At 68.4% G+C, this 26783-nt stretch carries 22 protein-coding genes and 2 pseudogenes; 14 read left to right on the forward strand and 10 right to left on the reverse strand.

Translation table 11 applies throughout. The annotated features are described in order from the left end of the window. Nucleotides 1–26: 26 nt before the first annotated feature. The 4 genes from AC1RRR_RS23630 (at nt 27) to AC1RRR_RS23645 (ending at nt 4798) form a co-directional block, all read left to right on the forward strand. Nucleotides 27–1259, forward strand: a complete 1233-nt coding sequence (locus AC1RRR_RS23630) for an SGNH/GDSL hydrolase family protein (protein ID WP_492816718.1) — start codon at nt 27–29, stop codon at nt 1257–1259. 3 nt (nt 1260–1262) lie between these two features. Then, the gene (locus AC1RRR_RS23635) at nt 1263–2165 is read left to right on the forward strand and encodes a polysaccharide deacetylase family protein (RefSeq protein ID WP_492816720.1); all 903 of its coding nucleotides are present in this window, start codon (nt 1263–1265) and stop codon (nt 2163–2165) included. A 68-nt stretch (nt 2166–2233) separates the two neighbouring features. After that, the gene (locus tag AC1RRR_RS23640) at nt 2234–4450 is read left to right on the forward strand and encodes a S9 family peptidase (RefSeq protein ID WP_492816722.1); all 2217 of its coding nucleotides are present in this window, start codon (nt 2234–2236) and stop codon (nt 4448–4450) included. Between the two features lie 138 nt (nt 4451–4588). Further along, nucleotides 4589–4798: a hypothetical protein gene (locus AC1RRR_RS23645; protein ID WP_492816724.1), complete on the forward strand. Its 210-nt coding sequence runs from the start codon at nt 4589–4591 to the stop codon at nt 4796–4798. On the opposite strand, the gene AC1RRR_RS23650 is transcribed toward AC1RRR_RS23645, so the two are convergent. Further along, nucleotides 4779–5306 carry a GNAT family N-acetyltransferase gene (locus AC1RRR_RS23650; RefSeq protein ID WP_492816726.1) on the reverse strand — a complete coding sequence of 176 codons (528 nt, stop codon included), beginning with the start codon at nt 5304–5306 and terminating at the stop codon, nt 4779–4781. The genes AC1RRR_RS23645 and AC1RRR_RS23650 overlap by 20 nt on opposite strands. Nucleotides 5307–5368: 62 nt before the next feature. Between AC1RRR_RS23650 and AC1RRR_RS23655 the strand changes: the two genes are divergently transcribed. From AC1RRR_RS23655 to AC1RRR_RS23665, 3 genes are all read left to right on the forward strand, one after another. After that, nucleotides 5369–6160 (forward strand): thioesterase family protein, encoded by a 792-nt coding sequence (locus tag AC1RRR_RS23655; RefSeq protein WP_492816728.1) that lies wholly within the window; start codon nt 5369–5371, stop codon nt 6158–6160. A 133-nt stretch (nt 6161–6293) separates the two neighbouring features. Next, nucleotides 6294–7787, forward strand: coding sequence for an amidase (locus AC1RRR_RS23660; RefSeq protein WP_492816730.1), 1494 nt, complete (start codon nt 6294–6296; stop codon nt 7785–7787). 100 nt (nt 7788–7887) lie between these two features. After that, complete coding sequence (locus tag AC1RRR_RS23665; RefSeq protein ID WP_492816732.1) at nt 7888–9693, forward strand: vWA domain-containing protein; 1806 nt, start codon at nt 7888–7890, stop codon at nt 9691–9693. A gap of 255 nt (nt 9694–9948) precedes the next feature. On the opposite strand, the gene AC1RRR_RS23670 is transcribed toward AC1RRR_RS23665, so the two are convergent. The 6 genes and pseudogenes from AC1RRR_RS23670 to AC1RRR_RS23695 form a co-directional block, all read right to left on the reverse strand. Further along, a complete protein-coding gene (locus tag AC1RRR_RS23670; protein ID WP_492816734.1) occupies nt 9949–10125 on the reverse strand; it encodes a hypothetical protein in 177 nt (58 codons plus the stop codon). Then, nucleotides 10119–10622 (reverse strand): hypothetical protein, encoded by a 504-nt coding sequence (locus AC1RRR_RS23675; protein WP_492816736.1) that lies wholly within the window; start codon nt 10620–10622, stop codon nt 10119–10121. The genes AC1RRR_RS23670 and AC1RRR_RS23675 overlap by 7 nt, the downstream gene beginning before the upstream one ends. After that, nucleotides 10619–12082, reverse strand: a complete 1464-nt coding sequence (locus AC1RRR_RS23680) for a right-handed parallel beta-helix repeat-containing protein (RefSeq protein WP_492816738.1) — start codon at nt 12080–12082, stop codon at nt 10619–10621. The genes AC1RRR_RS23675 and AC1RRR_RS23680 overlap by 4 nt, the downstream gene beginning before the upstream one ends. Beyond that, nucleotides 12021–13584, reverse strand: a pseudogene (locus AC1RRR_RS23685) (tetratricopeptide repeat protein); the annotation flags it as partial. The pseudogene AC1RRR_RS23685 and the gene AC1RRR_RS23680, both read right to left, overlap by 62 nt. 275 nt (nt 13585–13859) lie before the next feature. After that, nucleotides 13860–15083, reverse strand: coding sequence for an acyl-CoA dehydrogenase family protein (locus tag AC1RRR_RS23690; RefSeq protein WP_492816740.1), 1224 nt, complete (start codon nt 15081–15083; stop codon nt 13860–13862). A gap of 15 nt (nt 15084–15098) precedes the next feature. Next, nucleotides 15099–16214, reverse strand: a complete 1116-nt coding sequence (locus AC1RRR_RS23695; RefSeq protein ID WP_492816742.1) for an acyl-CoA dehydrogenase family protein — start codon at nt 16212–16214, stop codon at nt 15099–15101. Nucleotides 16215–16361: 147 nt separating this feature from the next. On the opposite strand from AC1RRR_RS23695, the gene AC1RRR_RS23700 reads away from it, so the two are divergent. The 3 genes and pseudogenes from AC1RRR_RS23700 to AC1RRR_RS23710 form a co-directional block, all read left to right on the forward strand. Further along, nucleotides 16362–16913: a hypothetical protein gene (locus AC1RRR_RS23700; protein ID WP_492816744.1), complete on the forward strand. Its 552-nt coding sequence runs from the start codon at nt 16362–16364 to the stop codon at nt 16911–16913. 65 nt (nt 16914–16978) lie between these two features. Beyond that, nucleotides 16979–17392 (forward strand): GFA family protein, encoded by a 414-nt coding sequence (locus AC1RRR_RS23705; RefSeq protein ID WP_492816746.1) that lies wholly within the window; start codon nt 16979–16981, stop codon nt 17390–17392. Further along, nucleotides 17344–17501 (forward strand): annotated as a pseudogene (locus tag AC1RRR_RS23710) (hypothetical protein); the annotation flags it as partial. The gene AC1RRR_RS23705 and the pseudogene AC1RRR_RS23710, both read left to right, overlap by 49 nt. A 2-nt stretch (nt 17502–17503) precedes the next feature. Here the strand turns inward: AC1RRR_RS23710 and AC1RRR_RS23715 are convergent. Both AC1RRR_RS23715 and AC1RRR_RS23720 read right to left on the reverse strand, forming a co-directional pair. Beyond that, complete coding sequence (locus tag AC1RRR_RS23715) at nt 17504–18151, reverse strand: OmpW/AlkL family protein (protein ID WP_492816748.1); 648 nt, start codon at nt 18149–18151, stop codon at nt 17504–17506. A gap of 96 nt (nt 18152–18247) precedes the next feature. Beyond that, entirely contained in the window at nt 18248–19141 is an 894-nt protein-coding gene (locus AC1RRR_RS23720; protein ID WP_492816750.1) for a CPBP family intramembrane glutamic endopeptidase, read from the reverse strand. Between the two features lie 103 nt (nt 19142–19244). Here AC1RRR_RS23720 and pepN point away from each other — a divergent pair, with 103 nt between their 5' ends. From pepN to AC1RRR_RS23740, 4 genes are all read left to right on the forward strand, one after another. After that, nucleotides 19245–21836, forward strand: coding sequence for an aminopeptidase N (gene pepN, locus AC1RRR_RS23725; protein ID WP_492816752.1), 2592 nt, complete (start codon nt 19245–19247; stop codon nt 21834–21836). Nucleotides 21837–22003: 167 nt separating this feature from the next. Then, the gene (gene pleC / locus AC1RRR_RS23730) at nt 22004–24532 is read left to right on the forward strand and encodes a cell cycle histidine kinase PleC (protein WP_492816754.1); all 2529 of its coding nucleotides are present in this window, start codon (nt 22004–22006) and stop codon (nt 24530–24532) included. A gap of 53 nt (nt 24533–24585) precedes the next feature. Then, nucleotides 24586–25800, forward strand: a complete 1215-nt coding sequence (locus AC1RRR_RS23735; RefSeq protein ID WP_492816756.1) for an NAD(P)/FAD-dependent oxidoreductase — start codon at nt 24586–24588, stop codon at nt 25798–25800. Nucleotides 25801–25980: 180 nt separating this feature from the next. Continuing rightward, nucleotides 25981–26328 (forward strand): UrcA family protein, encoded by a 348-nt coding sequence (locus AC1RRR_RS23740; protein ID WP_492816758.1) that lies wholly within the window; start codon nt 25981–25983, stop codon nt 26326–26328. Between the two features lies 1 nt (nt 26329). On the opposite strand, the gene AC1RRR_RS23745 is transcribed toward AC1RRR_RS23740, so the two are convergent. Then, nucleotides 26330–26776, reverse strand: a complete 447-nt coding sequence (locus tag AC1RRR_RS23745; RefSeq protein ID WP_492816760.1) for an NUDIX domain-containing protein — start codon at nt 26774–26776, stop codon at nt 26330–26332. Nucleotides 26777–26783: the final 7 nt, after the last annotated feature.

Genomic DNA, 26783 nt, shown 5'->3' on the forward strand with positions numbered 1-26783 from the left:
GCAAGTCGGGGCGGGAGAAAACGCTGATGAAGATGTTCGCGCGGCCTGCGTTGATCGCCGCTGGTCTGGCCTTTGCGCTTGCCCTGCCCGCCCATGCCGAGACCCCCAAGAGCCTTAAGTGGGTCGGCAGCTGGGCCAGCGCCCAGATGGCGCCGGACGCCAAGAACAGCCTGGCGCCTGAGGACTATCCCGACGCCACCCTGCGCCAGGTCGTGCGGCTGTCGATCGGCGGCGACAAGATCCGCGTGCGGCTGTCGAACGCCTTCGGGACCCAGCCCCTGACCATCAAGGCCGCCCGCGTGGCGGTCTCGGCGGCCCTGAACAGCGCCCGCATCGAACCGTCCACCGACCGCGCCCTGACCTTCTCGGGCCGCGCCGAGGTGACCATCCCGGCCGGCGCCGACTACTGGTCCGATCCGATGACGCTGAAGGTCACGCCGCTGACCAGCCTGGCCATCAGCCTGCACTATCCCGCCGCGCCCAGCGTCCAGACGGGCCACCCCGGCTCGCGGGCGACGTCCTACGTCCTGGCCGGCGACCACACCGCCGACGCCGATCTGCCGGGGGCCAAGACCGCCGACCGCTGGTTCCAGATCTCCAGCGTCGACGTGGTCTCGCAGAAGGCTGGCGCGATCGTGGCGTTCGGCGACAGCATCACCGACGGCTATGGTGTCCAGCCCAACACCAACCTGCGCTGGACCGACGGCCTGCTGGAGCGCCTCAAGGGCAAGAACCTGGGCATTCTCAATCTCGGCATCGGCGGCAACCGCGTGCTGCTCGATGGCCTGGGCCCCAACGCCCTGGCGCGGTTCGAGCGCGACGTCCTCAGCCAGGCCGGCGTCACCCACGTGATCCTGCTGGAGGGTGTCAACGACCTGGGCGTCCTGACCCGCGACGCGCCCGCGACGCCGGAAGCCCACAAGGCGCTCGTGGAGCAGGTCACCGGCGCCTACCGCCAGATGATCACCCGCGCCCGCGCCAGGGGGATCAAGGTCATCGGCGCGACCATCCTGCCCTATTCCGGCTCGGCCTATTACCACCCCGGCCCGGAGAGCGAGGCCGACCGCCAGGCGATCAACGCCTTCATCCGCGCGCCCGGAAACTTCGACGGCGTCATCGACTGGGACAAGGCCCTGCGCGACCCGGCCCGCCCGACCTATCTGCTGAAGACCTATGACAATGACGGCCTTCACCCCAATCTGGCCGGCTACAAGGCCATGGCGGACGCGATTCCGCTGAGCCTGTTCGAGAGCAAATAAGCCATGCGCATCGTCCTCGCCGCCGCCCTCGCCCTGGTCGCCACGACGGCTCACGCCGCTGACAAGCCCGTCATCGCCTTCACCTGGGACGACCTTCCCGCCCACGCGGCTATGCCGTCCGGCGTGACCCGCACCCAGATCGCGACCGATCTGCTGAAGGCCTCGGCCGAGGCCAAGGCGCCGGCATTCGGCTTCATCAACGGCGTCCAGACCGAGCGCGAACCCGGCTCCGACGCGGCCCTGAAGCTGTGGCGCGAAGCTGGCCAGCCGCTGGGCAACCACGGCTGGTCGCACCAGAACCTGGCCAGCCTGACGCCCGAGCAGTTCGCGGACGAGGCCGCCAAGAACGAGCCGATGTTGAAAGACCTGATGGCCGGTCAGGACTGGCGCTGGCTGCGCTTTCCGTTCCTGTCGGAAGGCGACACGCCCGAGAAGCGCCTGGCCGTCCGCGCCTGGCTGGCGGCCAACCAGTACAAGATCGCCAGCGTCACCATGAGCTTCGGCGACTGGGCCTTCAGCGATCCTTACGCCCGCTGCGTGGCCAAGAACGACCAGGCCGCCATCGCCCAGCTGGAGACGATCTATCTGGACGGCGCGGCGGCCGTCGCCGACCGCTCGCGCGCCATGGCCAAGACCCTGTACGGCAAGGACATCCCCTATGTCCTCTTGATGCACGGCGGCGCCTTCGAGGCCCGCATGGCCACGCGCCTGTTCAAGCTCTACCAGGACAAGGGCTACGGCTTCACCACGCTGGAGAAGGCCGAGGGCCACCCGTTCTACAAGACAGACGTGGACCCCAGCCTGCCGCCCGAGCCCACCACCCTGGAGGACGCCTTGAAGGCCAAAGGCCTGCCGGTCCCGGCCCAACCCATCGACTTGGCGGCGGTGCAAGGGATGTGTCGCTAAAGGCCGTTGCAGCGCTGAAACACATTCCCTGCTGACAACGGCGACGCTCGCGCATAGCGTCCCGCGCCATGATCAAGCCCTCGCTCACGGCGCTCGCGGCCGTCCTCGCCCTGTCCACGCCGGCTTTGGCGGAAAAACTCACCCCGGAACGGGTTTTCGCCGATCCCAGCCTGTCGGGTCCCACCGCCAAGGGCGTGGCCCTGTCGCCGGACGGCAAGCGGGTCACCTACCTGAAGGGCAAGCCGGAAGCGGCCAACGTCCAGGACCTGTGGGCCGCCGACGTCAAGGGCGGCGAGCCCTATCGCCTGATTGACAGCGCCGCCCTGTCCTCAGGCGCCAAGGAGCTGTCGGAAGCCGAGAAGGCCCGCCGCGAACGCGCCCGCGTCTCGGCCCGCGGCATCGTCGAGTACAGCTGGGACAAGCAGGGCCGCTTCATCCTGGTCCCGCTGGACGGCGACCTCTATCTGGACAGCGTCGCCGACGGCAAGGTCACCCGCCTGACCGAAACGCCGGGCGATGAGGTCGACGCCAAGGTCTCACCCAAGGGCGGCTTCGTCAGCTACGTCCGCGACCAGAACCTCTACATCAAGCCGCTGGCAGGCGGGGCCGAAACGGCCCTGACCACCGAGGGCAAGGACACCCTGTCGTTCGGCGTCGCAGAGTTCGTGGTGCAGGAAGAGCTGGACCGCTTCACCGGCTACTGGTGGAGCCCGGACGAGAGCCGCATCGTCTATACCCGCGTCGACGAGAGCACCGTCGACGTCGTGCCGCGCGCCGACATCGGTCCCGGCGGCGCCACTGTGGTCGAGCAGCGCTATCCGCGCGCCGGCCGCCCCAACGCCGTCGTCGAGCTGTTCGTTCGCGACCTGGCCTCGGGCCAGGTCCGCAAGCTGGATTTGGGCGCCAACAAGGACATCTACCTGGCCCGCGTCGACTGGTCGGCCGACGGCAAGACCGTCTACGCCCAGCGTCTGTCGCGCGACCAGAAAACCATCGACCTGATCGCCTTCGACGCCACCACCGGCGCGGCCAAGACGCTCGTCACCGACACCGACGCCCACTGGGTCGAGGCGCGCGACGACTTCTATCCGCTGAAGGACGGCAGCTTCCTGTGGTCGTCGGAGAAGGACGGCAACACCCACCTCTATCGCTACGCCGCAGACGGCAAGCAGATCGCCCAGATCACCAAAGGCGATTGGCCGATGGCCGGGCTGGAAGGCGTCGACGAGGACCGCAAGGTGGCGATCTTCATCGCCTCGATCGACACGCCGATCGAGCGCCGCCTGTACGAGGTGTCCTACGCCAAGCCGGGCAAGCCCAAGGCCCTGACCTCGGCCGGCGGCTGGTGGTCGGCCAAGGTCGCCGCCAGCGGCGGCGCCTTCGCCGGCACCTATGAAGACCCCAAGACCCCGCCGCAGACCGCGCTGTACGACAACACCGGCAAGCGCGTGCGCTGGATCGAGGAAAACAAGCTGGCCGAGGGTCACCCCTACTGGCCCTACGCCTCGACCCTGCCGGTTCCGGAATACGGCTCGCTGAAGGCCGCCGACGGCGAGACCCTGTACTACGAGATCCTCAAGCCGCAGAACTTCGACGCCAGCAAGAAGTACCCGGCTCTGCTGGCGGTCTATGGCGGCCCGCACGCCCAGCAGGTCAAGCGCACCTGGCAGAGCGTGTCCGAGCGCACCTATCTGGAAGCCGGCTATGTCGTCTTCCGGATCGACAACCGCGGCAGCGGCAGCCGCTCGGCCAAGTTCATGCGCGCCCTGGATCGCAACCTGGGCACGGTCGAGGTCGAGGACCAGCTGCTGGGCGCCAAGTTCCTGGCCGGCCTTCCTTACGTCGACCCCGACAAGCTGGGCGTGATGGGCTGGTCGTACGGCGGCTTCATGACCCTGATGCTGCTGACCGCCGACAACACCCCGTTCAAGGCTGGCGCGGCCGGCGCCCCGCCGACCGAGTGGGGCCTGTACGACACGGCCTATACCGAGCGCTACATGGGCAAGCCGGACGAGAACAAGGCCGGCTACGCCTATTCGGATCTCAACACCCGGATCGGCAAGCTGGCGCCCGGCAGCCTGCTGCTGCTGCACGGCATGGCCGACGACAACGTCATCTTCGAGAACAGCACCCGGCTAATGTCGGCCCTGCAGGCCAAGGCCATCCCGTTCGAGATGGCGCTCTACCCCGGCGAGCGTCACAGCGCGCCGCGCAGCAAGACGAAGGGCCTCAGTGTGCTGACGAAGCACCTGGAGTTCTTCGACCGCAAGCTCAAGGGCCAATAGGCCCTGCGCGCCGTCCGCGTCCTTTAAGGGCGCGGGCGGCCTGCGACACCCTGCCCGCCCCCATTGACCTTATGTCGCAGGGTGCTCGGGCCGGGTACAGCTTATGGTTATCGGCGCTGGTTCAGGAAAAACGCGCCAATGACCAAGACCACCGAAGCCGCCGTCGAATGGCTGATCGAGACCGTCAAGGTCGCGCTCGAGGAAGGGCGCGCCACCGAGACCGAGCTCGAAGAGTGGCTGCTGGCCGCCATCCTGCTGGAAGAAATGGCCATCGAGGAGCAGCAGGACGATCAGGAAGCCCGCACGTTCGGGGCCTGGTTCGCCCAGGCTAGCGGGACGCTGCACTAGCCTTCCACGTCTCGGCGTCCAGGCTCAGATAGACGCTGTCGCACCATTCTTCCCCGACCAGCCAGGTCTTTTCCTTCCGTCCCGTCTCGACAAACCCCAGGCGCGTCAGCAGCTTAAGGCTGGCGTCGTTGCGCGGGTCCACGTCCGCGATCGCCTGTGGTCGTGACGCGAGGCCGCGATCCAGCACCGTGCTCAGCGCCTCGCGCGCGAAGCCCCGGCCCCAGTGGTCGGGATGGAAGATAAAACCAACCTCCGGATATCGATAGAAGCCGGCCTTGCCGATCACGGCGCCGTCGTGCTCGACGACGAAGTCCTCGCCCTCGGCGGGGTCGATGGCGATCATGCCGGCCAGCCACTCCCGTGACTGCTCCAGCGTCGCATGCGGCGGCGTCGACCAGTACCGCGTGGCGCGCGGATCGCTCAGGATCGCATGGATCGCATGGATCGCCAGGAGGTCCTCCTCGCGAGCGGGGCGCAGCAACAGCCGTTCGGTGCGAAGCGTGGTCATGCGGTTCAGCTAGCACGACAGCCGCTTGACTTCCGTAGCGAAAGAAAACGAACCTTCGTTTCATGACCAACTACACCGACCTCGTCGCCGCCATCACCGCCACCGACACGGGCTTTTCCGCCCACGTCTCCGACGACTGGAAGCAGGGCCGCACCACCTATGGCGGCCTCAGCGCGGCGCTGTGCGTCGAGGCGGCCCAGCGAGCGTTCCCGGAGGCGCCGCCGCTGCGCTCGGCCCAGTTCGCCTTCGTCGGCCCGGCGGCCGGTGAGCTGTCGATGCAGGTCAGGACCTTGCGCCAAGGCAAGTCGACCCTGTTCGCCAGCGTCGACCTGGTCGGTGAGCAGGGCGTGGCCACCCACGGGACCCTGACCTTCGGCGCGGGCCGCGAGTCACACATTCCGGCCTATGCCGACGCCCCCTGCCCCGCCGTCGCACCGCCCGATCAGTGCGAGCCGTTCCACAAGGGCGACACCAGCCAGGCGCCCAGCTTCATCCGCCAGTTCGACTTCCGCGTCGCCGGCGGCGGGCGGCCGGGCACGGGCGAGCCGCCGGAATATCTGCTGTGGATCCGCCACCGCGATGCGGCCGCGACCTCGCTCTCGGCCCTGATCGCCCTAGGCGACGCCCCGCCGCCGCCGGCCATGACTCTGTTCCAGAAGTTCGGCCCGATCTCGACCATGACCTGGGCGCTGGATGTGGTCGGCCTGCCCGGTGAGGACGACGACGGCTGGCGCCTGCTGCGCAGCAAGTCCAAGACCATCGCCGAGGGTTATTCGACGCAAGAGATGCACCTGTGGGACAGCCGTGGCCGCCCGCTGATCCTGGCGCGGCAGAACGTGGCGATCTTCGTCTGAAGAGCCGCCCTCGCCCTTCGACAAGCTCAGGGTGAGGGCTACTTTTGAGGCTCTTCAGTAGAAACCTCACCCTGAGCTTGTCGAAGGGCGAGGTTTCGGGCCAGGGTCCCGATCCTAGTTCGGGGAAACGCTCATGACCAAGATCGCCTGCCTGGCTGGCGCGGCCGCTCTCGCGCTGCTCGCCGGGGCCGCTCACGCCCAGACCGCCGAAGAGGCGACCAAGAGCTATCTGGCGGTCATCAAGGACAAGAACCCCGTCCTGAATGCGGTCATCGCGGTGAACCCCAACGCCCTGACCGACGCCAAGGCCCTGGACGCCGAGCGCAAGGCCGGCAAGGTCCGCTCGCCCCTGCACGGCGTCCCGATCCTGCTGAAGGACAATGTCGAGAGCGCCGATCCCCTGGCCACCACCGCTGGCTCGCTGGCGCTGAAGGACAATGTCACCGGCCGCGACGCGCCCATCGCCAAGCGCCTGCGTGACGCGGGCCTGGTCATGCTGGGCAAGGCCAACCTGTCGGAATGGGCCAATATCCGCTCGTCCAAGTCGATCAGCGGCTGGAGCGCGGTGGGCGGCACGGTGCGCAATCCCTACGTCCTGGACCGCAGCGCCTGCGGCTCGTCCAGCGGCTCGGGTTCGGCGGTGGCGGCGGGCCTGGCGCCCCTGGCCATCGGCACCGAGACCGACGGCTCGATCACCTGCCCCGCAGCGATCAACGGCCTGGTGGGTCTGAAGCCGACCGTGGGCCTGGTCTCGCGCACCCACATCGTGCCGATCAGCCACAGCCAGGACACCGCCGGCCCGATGACCACCACGGTCGAAGACGCCGCCAAGGTGCTGACCGTCATCGCCGGCAGCGACCCCGCCGACCCGGCCACCAAGGAGGCCGACGCCCGCAAGACCGACTATGCCGCCGGCCTGTCCAAGGACGCGCTGAAGGGCGTCAAGCTGGCGGTCGCCCGGTTCTACACCGGCTACTCGCCCAAGCTGGATGTGGTGTTCGAGCAGGCCCTGAAGGAACTGCAGGCCCAGGGCGCGATCCTGGTTGACGTGAAGGAGTTCGACGAAGGCCCGATCGGCAAGGCCGAGGGGACGGTGCTCTATACCGAGCTGAAGGCCGACATGGCCGCCTACCTGGCCTCGACCGACCCGAAGAAGGTGCCCAGCCGCACGCTGGCCGACCTGATCGCCTTCAACAAGGCCACCCCCAAGGAGTTCGAATGGTTCGGCCAGGAGAGCTTCGAGCGGGCCGAAAAGACAAAGGGCCTGACCGATCCTGAGTACCTGAAGGCCCTGGCGGACTCCAAGCGCCTGGCCGGCCCGGAAGGGATCGACAAGATCCTGAAGGACACCGGCGCGGTCGCCATCATCGCCCCGACCACCGGCCCGGCCTGGACCATCGATCCGCTGAACGGCGACAACTATGGCGGCTCGTCGACCACCCTGCCCGCCGTGGCCGGCTATCCGCACCTGACCGTGCCGATGGGCGCCGTCACCGGCCTGCCGGTGGGCCTGTCGTTCATCGGCCCGGCCTGGAGCGAGAAGCTGCTGCTGAACCTGGGCTACGCCTATGAGCAGGCGACGCACCACCGCAAGCCGCCGCAGTTCTTGAAGACGATCGCGCCGTAGACCGGAGCCGACATCACCCCTAGGTTGATCTTCCTAACGCCCAGCTTTCGTCATATTACGATTGTAAATGACAAGGCATAACAGGTCAGGGAGATCGGCCATGGTTCGTCGCAGTCTTCGTTTCGCGGGCGTCAGTATCCTGTCCCTGGCCGTGGTCGGCGCGTCGCCGGCCTCGGCCCTGCCCGTCCCCGGCGACGGCGTGGTGACGCCGCAGGCCTGCGCGGCCCTGGGCTTCGCGGCGCCCTCGAGCCGTGACGATGTCGTCGTGTCGGGAGTCCGCAAGCGCGTGTCCGGCGTCACCGGCCGAGCTCCTGTCGCGGAGTATTCAGCCCGGGTCGGCGCGCCGCCGCCCCCTCCGCCACCGCCACCTCCGCCGCCGCCGTCAGCGGCGAACATGACGCCTCCGCCGCCGCTGCCGATCCCCCCAGTCCAATCGCGCTTCACCGCCCCGGCGATCATCAGCGGATCGCCGCACGTGCCCACGGCGATGGACACCGAGCGCTACCCCAACGCGGCCGCCAACCCGGTCAAGCGCGTGGCCGAGGAGCCGGTCTCGACCTTCTCGATCGACGTCGACACGGCCGCCTACGCCAACACCCGCCGCTTCCTCAACGACGGCAGCGCCCCGCCGCGCGACGCCATCCGGGTCGAGGAGCTGGTGAACTATTTCGACTATGGCTACGCCCGCCCAGCCAGCGCCGAGACGCCGTTCCGCGCCACGGTGGCGGTCGCCCCCTCGCCGTGGTCAAAGGAGCGCCAGATCCTGCATATCGGCCTGCAAGGCTATGCGACGCCGCGCACCGACGCGCCGCCGCTGAACCTCGTTTTCCTGGTCGACACCTCGGGCTCGATGATGGGGGCCGACCGCCTGCCGCTGGCCCAGAAGGCGCTGAACGTGCTGATCGACCAGCTGCGGCCGCAGGACCGGGTCTCGATGGTCGCCTATGCCGGCTCGGCCGGCGCGGTGCTGTCGCCCACCGACGGCCGTTCGAAGCTGAAGATGCGCTGCGCCCTGGGCGCGCTGCAGGCGGGCGGCTCCACGGCCGGCGGCCAGGGGCTGGAACTGGCCTACGCCCTGGCCAAACAGAACTTCACCAAGGGGTCGGTCAACCGGGTGATCCTGGTCACCGACGGCGACTTCAATGTCGGCATCTCCGACCCGACGCGGCTGAAGGACTTCGTCGCCGACCAGCGCAAGAGCGGCGTCTATCTGTCGGTCTACGGCTTCGGACGCGGCAACTACAACGACACGATGATGCAGGCCCTGGCCCAGAACGGCAACGGCGTGGCCGCCTATGTCGACACCCTGAACGAGGCCCGCAAGCTGCTGCGCGACGACTTCCAGGCCAGCCTGTTCCCGATCGCCGACGACGTGAAGATCCAGGTCGAGTTCAATCCCGCGCGGGTCGCGGAGTACCGCCTGATCGGCTACGAGACGCGCCTGCTGAACCGCGAGGACTTCAACAACGACCAGGTCGACGCCGGCGAGGTCGGCTCGGGCGCGTCGGTGACGGCGCTGTACGAGATCACCCCGGTCGGCGCGCGACCCTCGTCGGATCCGCTGCGCTATGGCGAGCAGAAGACCGCGCCCGTCGCGAGCGGCGAGCTGGCCTTCCTCAAGGTGCGCTACAAGCCGCCGGGCGGCACGACCTCGAAGCTGATCGAGCGTCCGATCGGCAAGGCGGACACCTTCGCCAGCCTGTCGGCGGCGCCGGAATCCACACGGTTCGCGGTAGCGGTCGCCGCCTACGGCCAGAAGCTGCGCGGCGATCCGTGGGTGGACGAGGGCTTCGACTGGCCGGCCGTCACGGCGCTGGCCCAAGGCGCGCGCGGCGAAGACCCCGACGGCCTGCGGGCGGAGTTCGTGCAGCTGACCAAGGCCGCGCGAGACGTGAAGGCGCGGTAGCCCCTCATCCGCTTATCCCCGCGAAAGCGGGGACCCAAGCCGAGCCAACCTATTTCGCCTTCCTAGGCCTTGTGCCTAGGACCCATGGGTCGGCTTGGTTTGGGCGTTCCGGGTGAACTCCGCCAGCGCGGGCGATCACCTGATCGGCTCATCGGCCACGGAGCGATGGGTCCTAGGCACAAGGCCTAGGAAAGCAGGATGGGGTGGACAGGCCGCTTGGGTCCCCGCTTTCGCGGGGATGCACGGTGATTGAGCCTACGGAACCTTCGGCCGGATCGTGTCGATCGGCGGCGGGGGCGGCGTCACCTTGTGCGGGTTCGGCGCCGAGGGTGGCGGCGGGCCGATCGGTCCGGGGTGATACGGCGGATAGGGCTGGACGCAGGCCGCCAGGGCGAAGGCGGCCAGGCTCAGGACCAGAAGCGGCCTCAGCATCGCGGATCGCGACCCGAAGGACCGCCCAGGCCCAGGCCCGACCGGAAGCAGCGGTTCTCGTAGCGCGGATCCCACACTTCGGTGCGGCCGTCGCTGCGGGTGAACTGCCAGCGCTCACCGCGATCGTCGCGGCCCGAGATGCTGACCTGGCCCGGACGGTCCGAAGTCACGCCATAAGACTCGCGCGTGATGCCATCCACCGCGCAGGACGAGACCAGGCCCGGATGGCTGAGATCGCCGGTCAGGCCCGCGGCCGAACCGGTCTGGGCGTTGTAGGCCGCCACGTCGGTGCCGCCGCCACGCCCGCCGCCGACGAACACCTGGGTGCCCGTGGTGCTGTCATAGGTCATGATGTCCGGCGCCTGGCCGATGATCGGCGCGCCGCAGATGTCGCGGCGCTTGGGACCGCCCTGCCCCGGCTGGGCCGAAGCCTGAGCCGCGACCAGGGTCGAGGCGAGGATGACGGCGGCGGTCAGACCGCGAACCAGCTTGCTCATTTGGGGGCTCCCCCTTGCTGAAGCGTCCGGTATGGGCGCGGGCCGCCGGCCAGGCCGGACGCAGCGGCGTCGTCAGCCAGTTCCGGCGGCGGGTTGGACGCGGCCATCGGCGGCGCGGCCCCGATCGAGTCGGCGGGCCAATAGGTGTCGTAGTCCAGGCGGGCGCGGTCGCGCTGGGTGCGATAGAGCTCCGGCGCCTCGAACCACGGACGGCAGGTCAGCTCGCCGTCGAAGAAGCCGCTGACCAGGGCCTTGCAGCCTTCCGGGCGGGCATAGATGCGGTTGTCGACGGCGCGGATCTGGCCGCCGGCGTCGGCATAGATGCCCGAGCGCATGACGCCGACGATCTTGTTGTGGCTGGCATAGGCGATGCCCGAGGCGACGTAGAGGCCGACATCGACCGCTTCCAGCTCGCCGTCGTTGAGGCGCAGATTGGCGTTCTCGACCGTCACGGCCCAGTCGCTGTCGCGGACCACGGGGCGCAGCAGGGTCGTCTCGTCGCCGCCGCCGATATAGACGCCGCGCGAGAAGCCATCGACGTACAGGCCGTCGATGGTCACCAGCTGCTGGCGGTTCATGCCGCTGATCACGAAGCCGGCCGAGTTGCGGGTGCGCGACGAGCCGGTCCAGTCGCCCAGGCGGACGATGCGGATGTCGCGCAGGCGGCTGTCGCCCGCTGTCTCGAAGGCGCCGCCGATGGCGGTGGCGGCGATCTCGACGTTCGAGGCCATGATCGTGCCGGTCGCCTTGACCACCGCCGAGCGGGTGCGGCCGATGAAGACGGCGTTGGAGAGTTCGATGCGGCTGTCGCCGATGTCGAAGGCCGAGGCGTCGCCGTCATAGCGGACGTTGACGTCCTTCAGGGCGATCTCGGTGGCGCGGCCGACGATGCACGAGGCCGAACCGCCGCGACGCGACTCGATGCCCAGGCCTTCCAGCACCACGAACTGCACGCCCGGCGCGATCTTGATGCAGGGCTGGTCGGCCGGGGCCACCAGGATCGGACGGCCCGGCCCCGGCGTGTAGTTGCGGACCACGATCGTCACCGACTGGGTGATGTTCAGCGACTCGACACAGGCCCCGCCCTCGCTGGAGGTCAGGGTGATGGTGTCGCCGTCATAGAGGCGCGCCAGGGTGTCGGACACTTGGCCCGGATAGGCGTAGTCGCAGTTGATCTCGCGCGAGACGTACCCGCCGCCGCCGGGACCATAGCCGCCGCCGTTGCTGATCGCGCACCGGCCGCTGCGCGTGCGGTAGTAGCCGCGCGGACAAGGCCTGGGCTTGGCGTAGCGAACCTTGCAGCCGTGCGAGAGGTTGGGCTGGATCAGCAGGCCGAAACACGGGCGGATCTGCTGGTCGATCTTGGCGTCGGGCGAGGCGAAGGCGACCTCGGGGGCGGCGGCCGCCACGCCCAGGATCAGGGCGGCCCAAAGCGCCATCAGGCGGCTGAGGCGCAGCATCAGTAGTCCCTTTCGCTATACGGACGACCGCGATCGGCCGCGGGCCGGGGCGGACGCGAAACCTGGGCCAGCAGCTGTTGCAGGCGGTAGGCCGACGGCTTGAAGCCCGAGAGGGCCCCGTCCAGCTGGTAGACCACCGCCTTGGCGCGGTCCTGGTCGGCCACGCCCTGCAGGCCCAGGGAGAAGAAGGTCGACATGGCGTACTTGGCCTCGGCCGAACCCTGGCGCTCGGCTTCCGAGTACCAGTGATAAGCGCGGGCGTAGTCGCGCGGCACGCCCACGCCTTCGGAGTACATCACCGCCAGCACCAGCTGGGCCTTGGACGAGCCGTTGACCGCCGCGTACTGGATGGCCCGCACCTTCTCGATCGCGGCCAGGCGCCCAGTGGCGGGACGGCCCAGCATGCTCTGCAGCGTCTGGGCGTCGTTCACGGTCAGCAGCTTCTCGTCCAGCATCGGCGCCGGGATGACCCGCAGATAGGTCAGGGCCTCGGCCACGTGGACGAAGGGCAGTTCGTTGATCCGGCTGAGCGCGGCCTCGCGGGCCTCGCCCGACAGGTCCGACTCGTCGGAATGCGGCACGCCCGAGTCGGGCGATTCCGGCGGATAGAACTCGTAGGTCGGGATCCAGCGCTTGGCCTTGGTCTCGACGAACGAGCCGTAGGACGCGCGCTGCGGCGAGGACCGCTCGAAATCCTTCAGCATCACATAGGCCGACACGTCGCCCGTCTGCACCGCCAGGTAGTTGTAGAGATAGGCGTCGACGTCGTTGCGGCGGAACAGGTCCAGGGCCGCCGGGGCGCCGGGCGTGCTGGGTTTGCCGTAGGCTTCGATGGCCTGGAGGTTGTCCGAAGGCTCGCCATACGGGCCGAAATAGCCGTCGTGGATGCGCGCCAGGGTGCGGAAGCCATCCGCGCCCTGCGCCGACAGCACGTAGATCACGCGGTTGCGGACCTTCTCGCGCTCTTCGGTCGACATGCGCGACAGCAGGCGGTCGAGGGCCCCATAGGCGCTGCGGCGCTCGAAGGCGCGGCAGTCGTCGAAGCGCGAGACGGCGCGTGATTCCTTACCGCGACGCTCATAGGCCGCGATCGGGGCATAGCCGCCCGAATTGGACAGGGCCATGGCGTACCAGACGGCCGCCTCGACCGGGTCTTCCAGGTTCTTGTCGACCGCGCGTTGGCCTTCGTACCGGCGGGCCAGCTCCAGCTGGGCGAAGAAATCGCCGCGGAAGCCGCCCTGGCGCAGGGCGCGAATTTCTTGCTGCTGCTGATTGAACTGGCCCGAAACGCCCTGCGCCGCCTGCGGGCGCGGGCAAGCGCTGGCGCGCTTGTGGAACCAGAAGCTTGGGCCTGTGTCGCAACCAACGAGGGGAATCACCACCGCCGCCACGATCGCGCCCACCGGGGCGCGACGCAGCCAGACGGAACGACCGGCGAAAGCACGCCCGGCCGCTTCGCGGAGCATCGCAAGGCGCGCAAAAGCGTCGCCGGCCTGCCGCATGAATCCCCCTTCAGCCCAGCCCGTTAACCATAAAACAACGATCTCTCATGTGCCCGGCAGCGAGCACTGTCAAGGTCAGCTCAACCCAACCGGGGATGAAGTCTTTGTCACCACAGTCGAGGTTCGCTCGTGAGGCGAATTTCCGGGATTTCCCGGCATTTCGCTGACGTCGGAACATCTGAGAGAAGCGTCGAGAAGCCGACGGCAGTCTTAAACCGCCGCCGACTCTCTCATAGCGGAGCTAGACGAAGATTCGACGAAATCAGCGACCGCCCCTAACGACCAGTGGGCATGTCCTTGAAGGCCACGTCCTTGTCGACGCGCACATCGCCGGGCAATCCGAGCACCCGTTCGGCGATGATGTTCTTGAGGATTTCGTCCGTGCCGCCGGCGATGCGCAGGCCCGGCGCCCACATCAGGCTCTGCTGGAATGCCGCCTCGGCCGGGGCCTGGTCGGGATCGGAGAGGATGCCGTACTGGTCCTCCATCTCGACGGCGGTGTTGGCCAGCTCCTGCAGCTGGTTGGCCGAGATGATCTTGCCGATCGAGCTTTCCGGCCCCGGCGTCTGGCCGCGCGACAGGGCGGTCATGGTGCGGAAGCGGGTGAACTTCAGCCCCTCGGACTGGACGTACCAGTCGGCCAGCTTCTCGCGGAACGCCTGGTCCTTCAGCGCCGGACCGGCAGCGCCCGCCAGGTCGCGCGCCAGCTTCATGATCTCGCGGTAGTTCGGGCCGGCCGAGCCGCCCACGGCCAGCCGCTCGTTCATCAGGGTGACCAGGGCCACCTTCCAGCCCTCGCCGACCTCGCCCAGGCGCTGGCTGTCCTTGACCCGCAGGTCGGTGAAATAGACCTCGTTGAACTCGCGGCCGCCCGACATCTGGTGGATCGGCCGGCACTCGACGGCGGCGTCGCGCATGTCGATCCAGAACATGGTCAGGCCCTTGTGCTTGGGCACATCGGGATCGGTCCGGGTCAGCAGAATGCCGTAGTCGCAATAGTGGGCGCCGGTGGTCCAGACCTTCTGGCCGTTGATCACCCACTCGTCGCCGTCCTTGATGGCGCGTGTCCGCAAAGCGGCCACGTCCGAGCCGCCGGCCGGTTCGGAGAACAGCTGGCACCAGATCTCCTCGCCCTTCACTGCCGGCGAGACGAAGCGTTTCTTGGTCTCGCCGTCGGCGAAGGCCATGACCGTGGGCACGCACATGCCCAGGCCGATCGTGAAGTAGCCGTAGCCCAGGCCGGCCTTGCCCTCTTCCTGGCCGAAGATCACCGACTGGATCGGCGTGCCGCCGCCCCCGCCGATGGCCGCGGGCCAGGTGATGCAGGCATAGCCGGCCCCGGCCTTGGTCGCCTGCCAGTCCTTGGCGGCGGCCATGTGCTCGGGCGTGTTGGGCTTCAGCTCGCCGAACTTGGCGCGGTGCGCGGCGGCGTTCTCGGCGAGCCAGGCGCGAGCCTTTTCGCGGTAGGCGGCTTCTTCGGGGGAGTCGTTGAAATCCATGGTCCTCGCGCTCCCTTAAGCCGCGTTCTTCTGTTCGAGCTGGCTGACCAGCCGCTCCTTCCAGACCTTGGGCGCGCCGGCGACCAGGCTGAGCTGCCGCGAACGGCGGTAGTAGAGGTGGCAGTCGACGTCCCAGGTGAAGCCCATGCCGCCGTGGACCTGGATGCTTTCCTTGCTGGCGAACCAGAAGGCTTCCGAGGCCGCGATCCGCGCCGCCGAGGCCGCGATCGGCAGCTCCGGCGCATCGTCGTTCAGGGCCCAGGCGCCGTAATAGGCGTTGGAGCGGGCGACCTCGTTCTTGACGTACATGTCGGCCAGCTTGTGCTTGATCGCCTGGTAGCCGGCGATGACGCGGCCAAAGGCGTAGCGGCCGAGCGCGTACTCCTTGGCCATCTCCAGGCAGCGGTCGGCGCCGCCCAGCTGTTCGAAGGCCAGCAGCACGGCGGCGCGGTCCAGGATCGCCTGGACGATGTCGAAGCCGGCGCCGGCCTCGCCCACCCGCTCGGCGACCGCGCCGTCGAAGGTGAGCTTGGCCACGCCGCGCGTGGGATCCAGGCTCTTGAGCGTCTCGCGCTTCACGCCGGCCTGATTCAGGTCGACCAGGAACAGGCCCGGACGGCCGCCTTCGCTGGCCAGCACCAAGGCGACATCGGCGACGTCGCCGTCGGTCACGGGGATCTTGGTCCCGGTCAGCTTGCCGCCCTCGACCCGGCTCTGCAGCGTGTTGGGGCCGACCACACCGGGACCTTCCGAGGTCGCCAGGGCGCCGATCAGCTCACCGGCGGCGATGCGCGGCAGGATGGCCGCCTTCTGGCCATCGGTCCCGAAGGCCATGATGCCCTCAGCCAGGCAATAGACGGTGGAGGCGAACGGGATCGGCGCGACGACGCGGCCCAGTTCCTCGGCGATGGCGCACAGCTCGACGCGGCCCAGGCCCAGGCCACCGTGTTCCTCGGGGATCGACGCGCCCAGCCAGCCCTGCTCGGCCACGCCCTTCCAAAGCTTCTCGTCGAACGAGCGGTCGGCGTTGTCCAAGACACCCCGCACGACGGCGACGTCGCAATGGGCGGCGAGGAACTTGCGCGCCTCGTCCTTCAGGAACTTCTGGTCGTCCGAATAATCGAAATCCACGAGCGCTTCTCCCTGGACCGGACTCTGACGGCCGATCTCGGGAACCACACTGAACGACGTTCACGCGAAGGGAAAGATTGACCCGGCGTCAAGAATTTCAGGTTCTTATGGCCGCCTTTCATATGCGTTCGGACGTTACCTCACGGCATGGCCAAGACCGTCTTCCAGAAGAACCAGAGGGTGTGGGTCGAGAGCGTCGGCTGCTGGGCGACGGTCGACAAGATCGTGCCCATCTGGGCCAAGGGCTTCGACGAGCCCGTGCGCGTCACCTACGACGTCGGCCTGAACCGCGAGTTCCTGGCCCACGAGCTGAAGGCCGAGGACAAGGTCGATCCGCAGGAAGGCGGCCTGACCTCCAACTGGCGCGTGCTGCGGGCTCGCAACAAGTGGCAGCAGGAGAACGACTGCGCCCATCACCCCTACCCCGGAACCTATCCGGTGGTGGTCACCGACGCCCAGGACTGGGGCGGCTGGCGCACGCCGGGGGCCGAGTACGACCGCGACCCGCACAAGATGGAATACCAGGCCCGCCTGATCGCCAGCGCCCCGCGCCTGCACGCCATCGCCCGCGAGCTCTTCACCCTGGTCGCCGACAACCCCGAGGACGCCCCGCCGGCCCTGGCCGAGCTGGCCCAGAAGATCGCGGCGATCGAGCGTTACCTGCAGGAAGCGCCGGCGGCGGGACCGGTCTCGGAGTAGCGCCGGATTTTCGTTACTCTGCTCGCGCCCGGCGGTCCCGCCGGACGAGCAAAGGGACGATCACGATGGTGAAAAAGCATACGGCGCGTTGCGCTTGCGACGCCGTCCAGTTCGAGTTCGACGCCGATCCCGACTTCATCGCCATGTGCCACTGCCTGGACTGCAAAAAGGCGTCCGGCGGCGAGGCGGCGGTGTTCTTCGGCATTCCCGCCGACGACTTCACCGTGACCAAAGGCGAGGTCCGGGCCTTCCACTACATCGCCGACTCCGGTGGCCACCTGGACCGCAATGTCTGCAAGGCCTGCGGCGCGCGGCTGTTCACCAGCAATCTCGACACCTTCCCCGGCGCGGTGTTCGTCCAGTTGGGCGCGCTGGACGACCCGGCGGGCTTTGGCCCCAAGCTGGAGATGTTCACCAAGCGCCGCCTGCCCTGGGTGAAGGCGCTGGACCTTCCCCAGTTCGAGGCGATGCCGGGGTAGGTCGCGGGACCGAAAACCTCGTCCTTCGACAGGTTCAGGATGAGGTTTTCTACTGAACCGCCCTAACAGTAGTCCTCATCCTGAGCTTGTCGAAGGACGAGGACGGCTCCGCTAGAACCGTCGGCCAAAGCCCACCGACGCCACCAGCGGGTCCAGCTTGACCTTGGACGTCAGCGCGCCGCCGTTGATGCTGGCGTCGGTGTCGAACCACACCTTCTTGACGTCGATGTTGAGGCTGTAGGCGGCGTTGATCGGGATGTCGGCGCCGGCTTGCAGGGCGTAGCCGAAGCCGTTGTCCAGATCGACGGTGAAGCCGTTCTGGTCCTTGCCGCTGTAGAACAGCATGTAGTTCAGCCCCGCCCCGACATAGGGACTGAAGCGCGCGCCCGGCAGCGGGTGGTATTGCAGCGAGACGACCGGCGGCAGGACCCAGGTCTTGTGGACCGCGACGTCGGTCCCCGCTCCGACCGCCTTCACGGTGTGTTGGGTCGTGCCGGCGATCACCTCGAGCGCCAGCTTGTCGGTGAGGAAGTAGCTGAGGCCGATGGTCGGCTTGATGTCGTCCTTGACGTCGGCCTTCAGGCCCGTGGCCGCGCCAGCGGCGGTGACGATCGGATCGCCGGCCTTCGGCGCGACGTCGGTGAGGCGGACGTTCAGGACGATGTCGCCCTTGGCTTTGGGCGAGATCTGTTGCGCCAGGACGGGCGTCGCGCCCAGGCCGGCCGCCACCGTCAGGGCCAGGAAAAGCTTGGTGGTCATCGGTATCCCCTTTCGACCTTTGCTGTCGAAAGGGGTTTGCGCCCGCGTTCAGGTAGGCTCGTTGACCCGCCTCAAAAGACCATAATAATTTTGCGGCTATTCCGCCGCCACGTCCGGCTTGGCCTTGAAGTTCCCCTTCTTCCAGGCCTGCCACAGCACCACCGCCGCCGTCAGGGTCCCCACTACCATGGCCGGCAGAGAGGCCTCGGGACCGAAGGCGCCGCCGCTCAGGAACTCTGGCGCGCCGGGCTTGGGCTTGCTGACCAGCCAGCTCTCGACCACCGGGATGCCCGAGACCGAAGCGCCCCAGACCCAGCCTTGGGTGAAGTTCCAGGCCGCGTGGACGCCGATCGACATCCACAGGCGTCCGGTCAGCAGATAGAAGCCGGCCAGCATCAGGCCCGCCTCGATGGCGATGGCGGCGGCGGCGACCGGGCTGGCGTTGGGATTGGCCAGGTGCAGCGCCCCGAACAGCGCCGCCTGCAGCACCAGGGCCGGCCAGATCCCGAAGGCGCGCATGAGCAGGCGCAGGACGATGGCCCGCATCATCAGCTCCTCCATGACCCCCGACTCGACGGCCATGGCGATCGTGCCCCAGGCCGAGGCCGGGCGCGGACCGCTGATCTCGTAGACGCCCAGCGCGTAGAGCCCGGCCACCGCCGCACTCAGCATGGCCGCCCCGACTGCGAGGCCGATGGCCAGCTCGGCCGGCGCCTCGCGCAGGTTCAGCTCCTGCGGCCAGCGCCCCTCGGCCAGCCAGACGATGACGCCGTAGAGACCAAGGCCCGCCACGCAGATCGCCGTGACTTCCAGCACCTCCAGCAGGTGGCCGCCGTTCGTGAACAGCGGATTGCCGACGGCTTGTGCGCCCGCATAGACGAGGCTGAAGACGATGAAGAGCAGCACCATCCAGCCGGTCGCCCGTAGCCAGCGCAGCGGTCCCGGATGCAGGAACCGCCTGCGCCCGACTTCCAGTCCGCTCTCCGCCATATCGCTGCTCCCCCCGGTCGATCCGAGCCGCAACCAGCCAATAATTCGACCTTGGCTGCAAGGTCCTCTCGCGGTGGCCCGTTCGGGGGATTAAGTAGGATGGATGCGCACAGACACGCCCCAGCCGATCCGCCTGGCCGACTATCGTCCGTTCCCGTTCGCCATCGAGACCACCCGCCTGATCTTCGACCTGCACCCGTCGCAGACGCGCGTGAAGGCCGAGCTGGCGGTGCGCCGCACTGGCGACAAGCACGAGCCCCTGGTGCTGGACGGCGAGCGGCTGAAGCTGCTGTCGATCGCCATCGACGGTCAGGCCCTGAGCGCCAACCAGTACACGATCGATCCCGAGCGCCTGACCCTGCCGGAGGTCCCCGACCAGTTCGTCCTGACCACCGAGGTCGAGATCGATCCGTCGGCCAACAAAGCCCTGATGGGCCTCTACATGTCGGGCGGCCGCTTCTGCACCCAGTGCGAGGCCGAGGGCTTCCGCACCATCACCTTCTTCCCCGACCGGCCGGACGTGCTGAGCCGCTACAGCGTGCGCATCGAGGCCGACCGCCGGTTCACGCACCTGCTGAGCAACGGCAACCTGGTCGGCAACGGCGTCGTGAGCGGCAACCGCTTCTTCGCCGAGTGGGAGGACCCCTTCCCCAAGCCCTGCTACCTGTTCGCCCTGGTGGCCGGCGACCTGGACGTGCTGCCCGACAAGTTCATCACCATGAGCGGCCGCGAAGTGTCCCTGCGGATCTTCGTCGACCCCGGCCAGGCCTCGCGCGCGGCCTACGCCCTGGACAGCCTGAAGCGGGCCATGAAGTGGGACGAGGAGGTGTTTGGCCGCGAATACGACCTCGACCTGTTCATGATCGTGGCGGTGCGCGACTTCAATTTCGGGGCCATGGAGAACAAGGGGCTGAACATCTTCAACAGCTCCCTGCTGCTGGCCGACCCGCAGACCGCCACCGACCTGGACTATGAGCGCATCGAGGCGGTCGTGGCCCACGAATACTTCCACAACTGGACCGGCAACCGCATCACCTGCCGCGACTGGTTCCAGCTGTGCCTGAAGGAAGGTTTCACGGTCTTCCGCGACCAGACCTTCAGCGCCGACATGCGCGGCGAAGCGGTCCAGCGGATCAAGGAAGTGCGGGCCCTGCGCGCGCGCCAGTTCGCTGAGGACGCCGGCCCCCTGGCCCACCCGGTGCGCCCCTCCAGCTATCTGAAGATCGACAACTTCTACACCGCGACGATCTACGAGAAGGGCTCGGAGATCATCCGCATGCTCAAGACGATCGTCGGCCCAGCAGCCTTCCGGGCCGGCAGCGATCTCTATTTCCAGCGTCACGACGGCCAGGCGACCACGGTCGAGGCCTTCATTGCCTGTTTCGCCGAAGCCTCGGGCCGCGACCTCACCAATTTCTTCGCCTGGTACGAACAGGCCGGCACCCCGTCGGTCACGGTCGACACCGTCTATGACGAGGCCGCCCGGGCCGTCACCCTGACCTTGACCCAGTCCACCGCCCCCACCCCGGGCCAGCCGACCAAGAAGGCGCTGCCGATCCCGGTCGCCATTGGCCTGCTGTCCGCCGACGGCGCGGTGCTGCGCGACACCGAGGTGGTGCTGCTGGATAAGGACACTCTGACGGTCCGCTGGGACGGCGTGGAAAGCACGCCGGTGTTGTCGGCCCTGCGCGGCTTCTCGGCCCCGGTGAAGCTGACCACCAACGCCCGCCCGTCGGATCGCTATGTGCTGTTCGGCTCGGATCCGGATCTCTTCAACCGCTGGGAAGCCGGCCAGACCCTGGCCCTGGACCTGATCCTGGCGCGCGCGGCCGGCCAGCCTGACGAGGTCGGCGAAGAGCGCTACGCCGAAGCGCTGGGCAAGGCCCTGGTCGACGACGCGGCCGAGCCGACCTTCAAGGCCTTGCTGCTGGCCCTGCCGTCGGAGCCGGGTCTGGCGCTAGCTCTGGACGCGGCCGATCCCGCCGCCATCCACGAGGCGCGCGGCCAACTGCGGGCCCGCATCGCCGTGCATCTGGGCGATCTGCTGCGGGGCCTGCATGGCCAGATGCAGAGCGCCGGGGAGTTCTCGGAAAGCGCCGAGGCCGCCGGTCGCCGCGCCTTGCGCAACGCCTGCGCCGAGATGCTGTCCGCCGACCCGCATGCCGAGAATCTCGAGCGGCTGGTGGGCCACTACATCTCGTCGGGCAACATGACCGACAACGTCGGCAGCCTGTACGCCCTGATGCTCAGCGGCGACCCGCAGCGCGACATCGCCCTGGCCAACTTCCATGGCGCGTGGCGCAAGGAGCCGCTGGTCCTGGACAAGTGGTTCTCGGTGCAGGCCTACGATCCATCCGAGGCGGCTCTGGACCGGGTGATCGCCCTGACCAAGCATCCCGATTTCGAGCCCACCAATCCCAACCGCCTGCGGGCCCTGGTCTCGACCTTCGCCAACTCCAACCCGGCGCGATTCCATGACCCCAGCGGCGCGGGTTACCGCTTCCTGGCCGACCAGATTCTGGCGGTGGACAGCTTCAACCCGATGACCGCCGCGCGGCTGATCGAGCCCCTGGGCAGCTGGCGGCGCTACCGTCCGGAGTTGGGTCAGCTGATGCGCGAGCAGCTGGAGCGCGTCGCGGCCCATCCAGACCTGTCCAAGAACGTTTTGGAGCTGGCGACCAAGGCCTTGGCCTGAAAGAGGATTTCATGAGTCGCCGCCCCTTGGGGTTGCGACCAATGGGCTCACAAGCACGGAATCCGCCTTTCCGGCGGTGACGCGGTCGCAGCGCGTACGGTAGATTCACCATCTTGGCGAAGTGACTCGCCGCGTGAATCCGGGAGCCGGGCGTTTTGGACAGGGGCATGGCGAGACACGGGGGGCCGGCGGCTGCCGGACCGGCCGCGCCCGTTGCCGTGCGCGCCAAGTCCGTCCAGGCGCCGTCCCAAGCCTTCGTTCGCATCGCGATCCTGGCGGCCCTGCTGCTGCTGGCCGTCTACACCGCCTTCGGCGTCAAGCGCCTGCAGGACGAGGCTACGGCCCAGCCAGGCGGTGCGCCACTTTCAGCCAAGGCAGGACTCATCGCCGGCCGCGTCGAGACCGGCCTGGCCGCCCAGCGCGCCGGCCTCTCGGCCGCCGCCGACCTGCTCAAGCGTGATCCCGGCGCGACCATGGACGCGGCCGAGACCGCCCTGCGCGCCGCCGGTGGCGAGGCCGCGGCCGTCGCCGTGGTGAGCCCCAGCGGCGTGGTCGCCGTCTCGGGCCGCGACGACGGCGCTGACTGGAAATCCGCCGCCCAGGCCGCCGCCGCCTCGGGTCGCACCACCTGGACCGGCTCGGTCGGCGACAGCGGTCGGCTGTACGTCGCCACCGCCGCCACCTTGGACAAGACCCGCGCCTTCGTGATCGCCAGCGGCGACGCCACACGCCTGATCGAGGATCCAGAGAAGGGCGACAGCGGCGCCCTGGCCCTGCCCGGCGGCAAGCTGATCGCCGCCCGCGGCCGTGGCGCCCAGGGCGCTACGACCCTGCGCGAGGCCTTCGCCCTGGCGGTCGAGGACCTGGGCGACGGCCCCGTCGCCGTGCGCGGCCAAGCCGTCGACGGCGCCGCCCTGGATCTGGCCGTCCGCCCCGTGGCCGAGGGCGCCCTGCTGGTCCTGGCCGCCTCGCCCACCCGCTCGGTCGCCAACCTGGACCGCCAGGTGATGGAAGGCGCCTTCACCCTGCTGGCCCCGCTGGCTGTCGGCATCGCCCTGGCGCTGCTGCTAATGGTCCAGAGCCGCAAGGCCGAGCGCGCCCACCGTGAATTCATCGACAGCGAGCAGCGCTTCCGCCTGGCCGTCGAGGCCGCCCGCTGCGGCATCTGGGAATGGGACCTGAACGCCGACCAGGTGTTCCTGTCCGACGTCACCGGCGCGATGTTCGGCTGGGGCGGCGGCGGCGTCGTCTCGGGCCAGGATCTCCTGGAACGCATCTCGATCGATCACCGCGAGCGCGTGCGCCAGGCGCTGGCCAATGCCGCCATGTACGGCGCCTTCGACGTCTCGTTCCGCGTTCCGGCCGCCGAACAGGGCGGCCGCTCGTTGTGGATCGACGCCCGTGGCCAGGGCTTCGGCAAGCCCGGCGCCGACGGCTATGTCCGCATCATCGGCGTGGCCCTGGACGTCACTGAGGAGCGCATCGCCCAGGCCCGCGCCCAGGCCGCCGAGAACCGCCTGCGTGACGCCATCGAAAGCGTGTCGGAAGCCTTCGTCCTGTGGGATCGCCAGGGCCGGCTGCTGATGTGCAACCGCAACTACCGCAGCGTCTTCTCGCTGGAGCCCAAGCTGCTCAAGCCCGGCGCCGCCCGCGCCGAGGTCAACCGCTTCGCCGCCCTGGCCATCAAGCAGGACCACCCTGCTCCCGACGGCGCCAAGGGCGTGCGCGAGGCCGAGCTGATGGACGGCCGCTGGATCCAGATCAGCGAGCGCCGCACGGCTGAAGGCGGCCTGGTCATGACCGCCGCCGACATCACGGCCATCAAGACGCAAGAAGAGGCTCGCCGCCTCAACGAGGAGCAGTTGCAGGGCGCCATCAACGGCCTGGAGCGCTCCCAGGAGCAGCTGGCCGAACTGGCCCGCAAGTACGAGACCGAGAAGGTCAAGGCCGAGAGCGCCAACAAGGCCAAGAGCGAGTTCCTGGCCAACATGTCCCACGAGCTGCGCACGCCGCTGAACGCCATCAACGGCTTCTCCGAGATCATGATGAACGAGATGTTCGGCGAGCTGGGCGACAAGCGCTACAAGGGCTACAGCCAGGACATCCACTCGTCGGGCCAGCACCTGCTGGCGCTGATCAACGACATCCTCGACATGTCGAAGATCGAAGCCGGCAAGATGAACCTCAAGTTCGAGCCGATGCACCTGGAGGACGTGGCCGAGGACGCCGTCCGCCTGATCCGCAACCGCGCCGAGGCCGCCGGCCTGAAACTCAACATCGAGTTCCCGCACCTGCCCGAGATCGAGGCCGACTACCGTGCGGTCAAGCAGGTGCTGCTGAACCTGCTGTCGAACGCCATCAAGTTCACCCCGCGCGCCGGCAGCGTCACCGTCCGCGCCGAGGTCCGCCGCGACCCGTTCGGCGACATGGTCAAGGTGTCGGTCACCGACACCGGCATCGGCATCGCCAAGGAAGACCTGGCGCGCCTGGCCAAGCCCTTCGAGCAGGTCGAGAGCCAGTTCTCCAAGACCACCCAAGGCACGGGCCTCGGCCTGGCCCTGACCAAGTCGCTGATCACCATGCACGACGGCGCGCTGGAAATGCACAGCCAGCCTGGCGAGGGCACCACGGTCAGCTTTACGCTCCCGGTGCGCCAGAGCGACCACAAGGCGACGCGGGACTTCGTGGCGGCCTAAGGGGAACTGCCAACGCCCTCAGGAGCTAAGCCTCCGCTTTGAGGGAAGTCTTGATGACCGGCGCCACGATCAAACGCGACCTGCGGACCGGTCGGTCGCTTTGGGCCGACAGCCCTGGACTGGGCGTGCCGGTGCGTGCGCTGACCAGCGCGATCAGCGTCGACGTCGCCATTGTCGGCGCGGGGATCAGCGGCGCCTTCATGGCCCATGAGCTGTCGAAGGACCACTCGGTCGCTGTGCTGGACCGTCGCGCGCCCCTGATGGGGTCGACCGTAGCGTCGACCGCCCTGCTGCAGTGGGAGATCGACCTTCCCCTCACCGCGCTCGCCAAGAAGATCGGCGCGGCCAAGGCCAGGCGAGCCTATCTCAGGTCCCGTCAGGCGGTGGACGCCCTGAAACGGATCGTGGCCGAAGAGCGCATTGTCTGCGGCCTGAAGGACAAGTCATCGCTCTACCTGGCCGGCGACGCCTACGGCCATCGCGCGCTGGAGGCCGAGGCGCTGGCCCGGGCCGAGATCGGCCTCGACAGCCAGTATCTGAGCGCCGCCACGTTGCGCGAGCGGTTCGGGGTAGAGCGAACCGGCGCCATCCTCTCAAGCGGTTCGGCCAGCGGCGACCCGGCCCGGCTGGCGGCCGCGCTGCTGAGGCGGGCCCACGCGCGTGGCGCTCGCATCTGGTCGCCCGTCGAGGTGCTGCAGGCGGTCAGCGATCCCGATGGCGTGACCCTGTTGACCGATACCGGTCACGCGGTCCGGGCGAAGTCGGTGGTGTTCTGTTGCGGATACGAGTTCCCCAAGGGTGTTCCAACGCCAGGGGCCGAGATCATCTCGACCTGGGCGATCGCCTCCAAGCCGCGTCAGCGCTGCCCCGCCTGGCTGAGGGATATGCTGGTCTGGGAGGCGTCCGATCCCTACCTCTATTTGCGCATGGGCGGCGACGGCCGGCTGATCGTCGGCGGCGAGGACGAAGCCTCGATGACGGCGCATCAGGACAAGGCCAAGCTGAAGCGCAAGGGCCAGGTCATCGCCGCCAAGCTGCAGAGGCTGTTGCCCTACGCAGCGTTCGAGCCCGACTACGGCTGGGCCGGCGCCTTTGGCGAAAGCACGACGGGCCTGCCCAGCATCGGCCCCGTGGAAAGCATGGACCACACCTGGGCCGTCATGGGCTTCGGCGGCAACGGCATCACCTATTCGGTCATCGCATCCCAGATCGTCGCGGCCGAGGTGCGGGGCGAACGCGATCTGGACGCGGATCTCTACAGGGCCTGACCTGAGCGATAACGTCGCCCCACCAATTCTAACTTTTCTGAAATATTACTTGCGTTTCATAGACTTAATTCGAAGTCATGAAGCACTCGTAACGGGTATTCGGCGCTGCCTGAGACTACACCCTCATTCAACGGATCGCCGCCGCAGGCGACCACAACAAAGACTAGAGGGACATTAGTCATGAACAAGATCGTCAGCCGCATCGCCGCCGTCGCCGCCCTGGCCCTGGCCGCCACTCCGATCATCGGCCTGACCGCCGCTCACGCCGCGGAGCCGGCCCAGCCGGTGGCCCGCATCCTGGTCGGCGACCTGACCCTGTCGAGCCCGGCCGACGCCCGCGAATTCGAGCGCCGCGCCACCCTGGCTGGGGCCCGCGTCTGCGCCGGCAAGGGCCTGCGTGGTCTGACGGCTCGGGGCTGCCGCATGGACTTCGCCATCGACGTCAAGGACGCCATGACCGAGCAGCAGATCGCCGACCTGAAGGTCGCCCAGCGCGCCGGCGCCCACACCGCCTTCGCCTTGAACTAAGCTAGCCCCGACGCATCCATGCCGCGACCGCCCAGGCATGGGCGTCGTGGCGGAGGGCCACCACCGCGTCACGCGGGTCCAGCCACACCAGCTGGTGGTCGTCCTCGATCTTCAGGCCCGGCTTCTCGCCGGTGACCTTCACGACATAGATACCGCCGAAGTTCCGGACAGGCTCACCGTCGGACTTCAGAAAGTGCTGCGACACCGTCTCGATCAGGGACCCGGCCTGGACCACCAGGCCGGTCTCCTCGCCGAACTCGCGGGCGACAGCTTCCTCTTCGGTCTCATCGCCATCCACCGCCCCGCCGGGCAGGTCGAAGTACGGCGCCTTGCCGGGCTTGGTGACCTGGGCCAGGGCGATCTTGCCCTGCCCGTTCTCGGCCACCCCGAAGGCGGCGCGGCGATCGCGATAGGTCAGCCCTTCTCCGGGCGTCCCGAAAGCCAGCATTCGCGCC

The sequence above is a fragment of the Caulobacter sp. GW821-FHT12D05 genome (assembly GCF_058807295.1).

What these genes read in the sequence shown, in the direction of transcription:
- AC1RRR_RS23670 (WP_492816734.1), bottom strand. Translation starts at nt 10,125, where the DNA reads ATGCTGAGGCCGCTTCTGGTCCTGAGCCTGGCCGCCTTCGCCCTGGCG.
- AC1RRR_RS23645 (WP_492816724.1), top strand. Translation starts at nt 4,589, where the DNA reads ATGACCAAGACCACCGAAGCCGCCGTCGAATGGCTGATCGAGACCGTC.
- AC1RRR_RS23700 (WP_492816744.1), top strand. Translation starts at nt 16,362, where the DNA reads ATGGCCAAGACCGTCTTCCAGAAGAACCAGAGGGTGTGGGTCGAGAGC.
- AC1RRR_RS23690 (WP_492816740.1), bottom strand. Translation starts at nt 15,083, where the DNA reads ATGGATTTCAACGACTCCCCCGAAGAAGCCGCCTACCGCGAAAAGGCT.
- AC1RRR_RS23655 (WP_492816728.1), top strand. Translation starts at nt 5,369, where the DNA reads ATGACCAACTACACCGACCTCGTCGCCGCCATCACCGCCACCGACACG.
- AC1RRR_RS23715 (WP_492816748.1), bottom strand. Translation starts at nt 18,151, where the DNA reads ATGACCACCAAGCTTTTCCTGGCCCTGACGGTGGCGGCCGGCCTGGGC.
- AC1RRR_RS23660 (WP_492816730.1), top strand. Translation starts at nt 6,294, where the DNA reads ATGACCAAGATCGCCTGCCTGGCTGGCGCGGCCGCTCTCGCGCTGCTC.
- AC1RRR_RS23665 (WP_492816732.1), top strand. Translation starts at nt 7,888, where the DNA reads ATGGTTCGTCGCAGTCTTCGTTTCGCGGGCGTCAGTATCCTGTCCCTG.
- AC1RRR_RS23735 (WP_492816756.1), top strand. Translation starts at nt 24,586, where the DNA reads ATGACCGGCGCCACGATCAAACGCGACCTGCGGACCGGTCGGTCGCTT.
- AC1RRR_RS23650 (WP_492816726.1), bottom strand. Translation starts at nt 5,306, where the DNA reads ATGACCACGCTTCGCACCGAACGGCTGTTGCTGCGCCCCGCTCGCGAG.
- AC1RRR_RS23720 (WP_492816750.1), bottom strand. Translation starts at nt 19,141, where the DNA reads ATGGCGGAGAGCGGACTGGAAGTCGGGCGCAGGCGGTTCCTGCATCCG.
- AC1RRR_RS23705 (WP_492816746.1), top strand. Translation starts at nt 16,979, where the DNA reads ATGGTGAAAAAGCATACGGCGCGTTGCGCTTGCGACGCCGTCCAGTTC.
- AC1RRR_RS23745 (WP_492816760.1), bottom strand. Translation starts at nt 26,776, where the DNA reads ATGCTGGCTTTCGGGACGCCCGGAGAAGGGCTGACCTATCGCGATCGC.
- AC1RRR_RS23640 (WP_492816722.1), top strand. Translation starts at nt 2,234, where the DNA reads ATGATCAAGCCCTCGCTCACGGCGCTCGCGGCCGTCCTCGCCCTGTCC.
- AC1RRR_RS23680 (WP_492816738.1), bottom strand. Translation starts at nt 12,082, where the DNA reads ATGCTGCGCCTCAGCCGCCTGATGGCGCTTTGGGCCGCCCTGATCCTG.
- AC1RRR_RS23740 (WP_492816758.1), top strand. Translation starts at nt 25,981, where the DNA reads ATGAACAAGATCGTCAGCCGCATCGCCGCCGTCGCCGCCCTGGCCCTG.
- AC1RRR_RS23630 (WP_492816718.1), top strand. Translation starts at nt 27, where the DNA reads ATGAAGATGTTCGCGCGGCCTGCGTTGATCGCCGCTGGTCTGGCCTTT.
- pepN (WP_492816752.1), top strand. Translation starts at nt 19,245, where the DNA reads ATGCGCACAGACACGCCCCAGCCGATCCGCCTGGCCGACTATCGTCCG.
- AC1RRR_RS23635 (WP_492816720.1), top strand. Translation starts at nt 1,263, where the DNA reads ATGCGCATCGTCCTCGCCGCCGCCCTCGCCCTGGTCGCCACGACGGCT.
- pleC (WP_492816754.1), top strand. Translation starts at nt 22,004, where the DNA reads ATGGCGAGACACGGGGGGCCGGCGGCTGCCGGACCGGCCGCGCCCGTT.
- AC1RRR_RS23675 (WP_492816736.1), bottom strand. Translation starts at nt 10,622, where the DNA reads ATGAGCAAGCTGGTTCGCGGTCTGACCGCCGCCGTCATCCTCGCCTCG.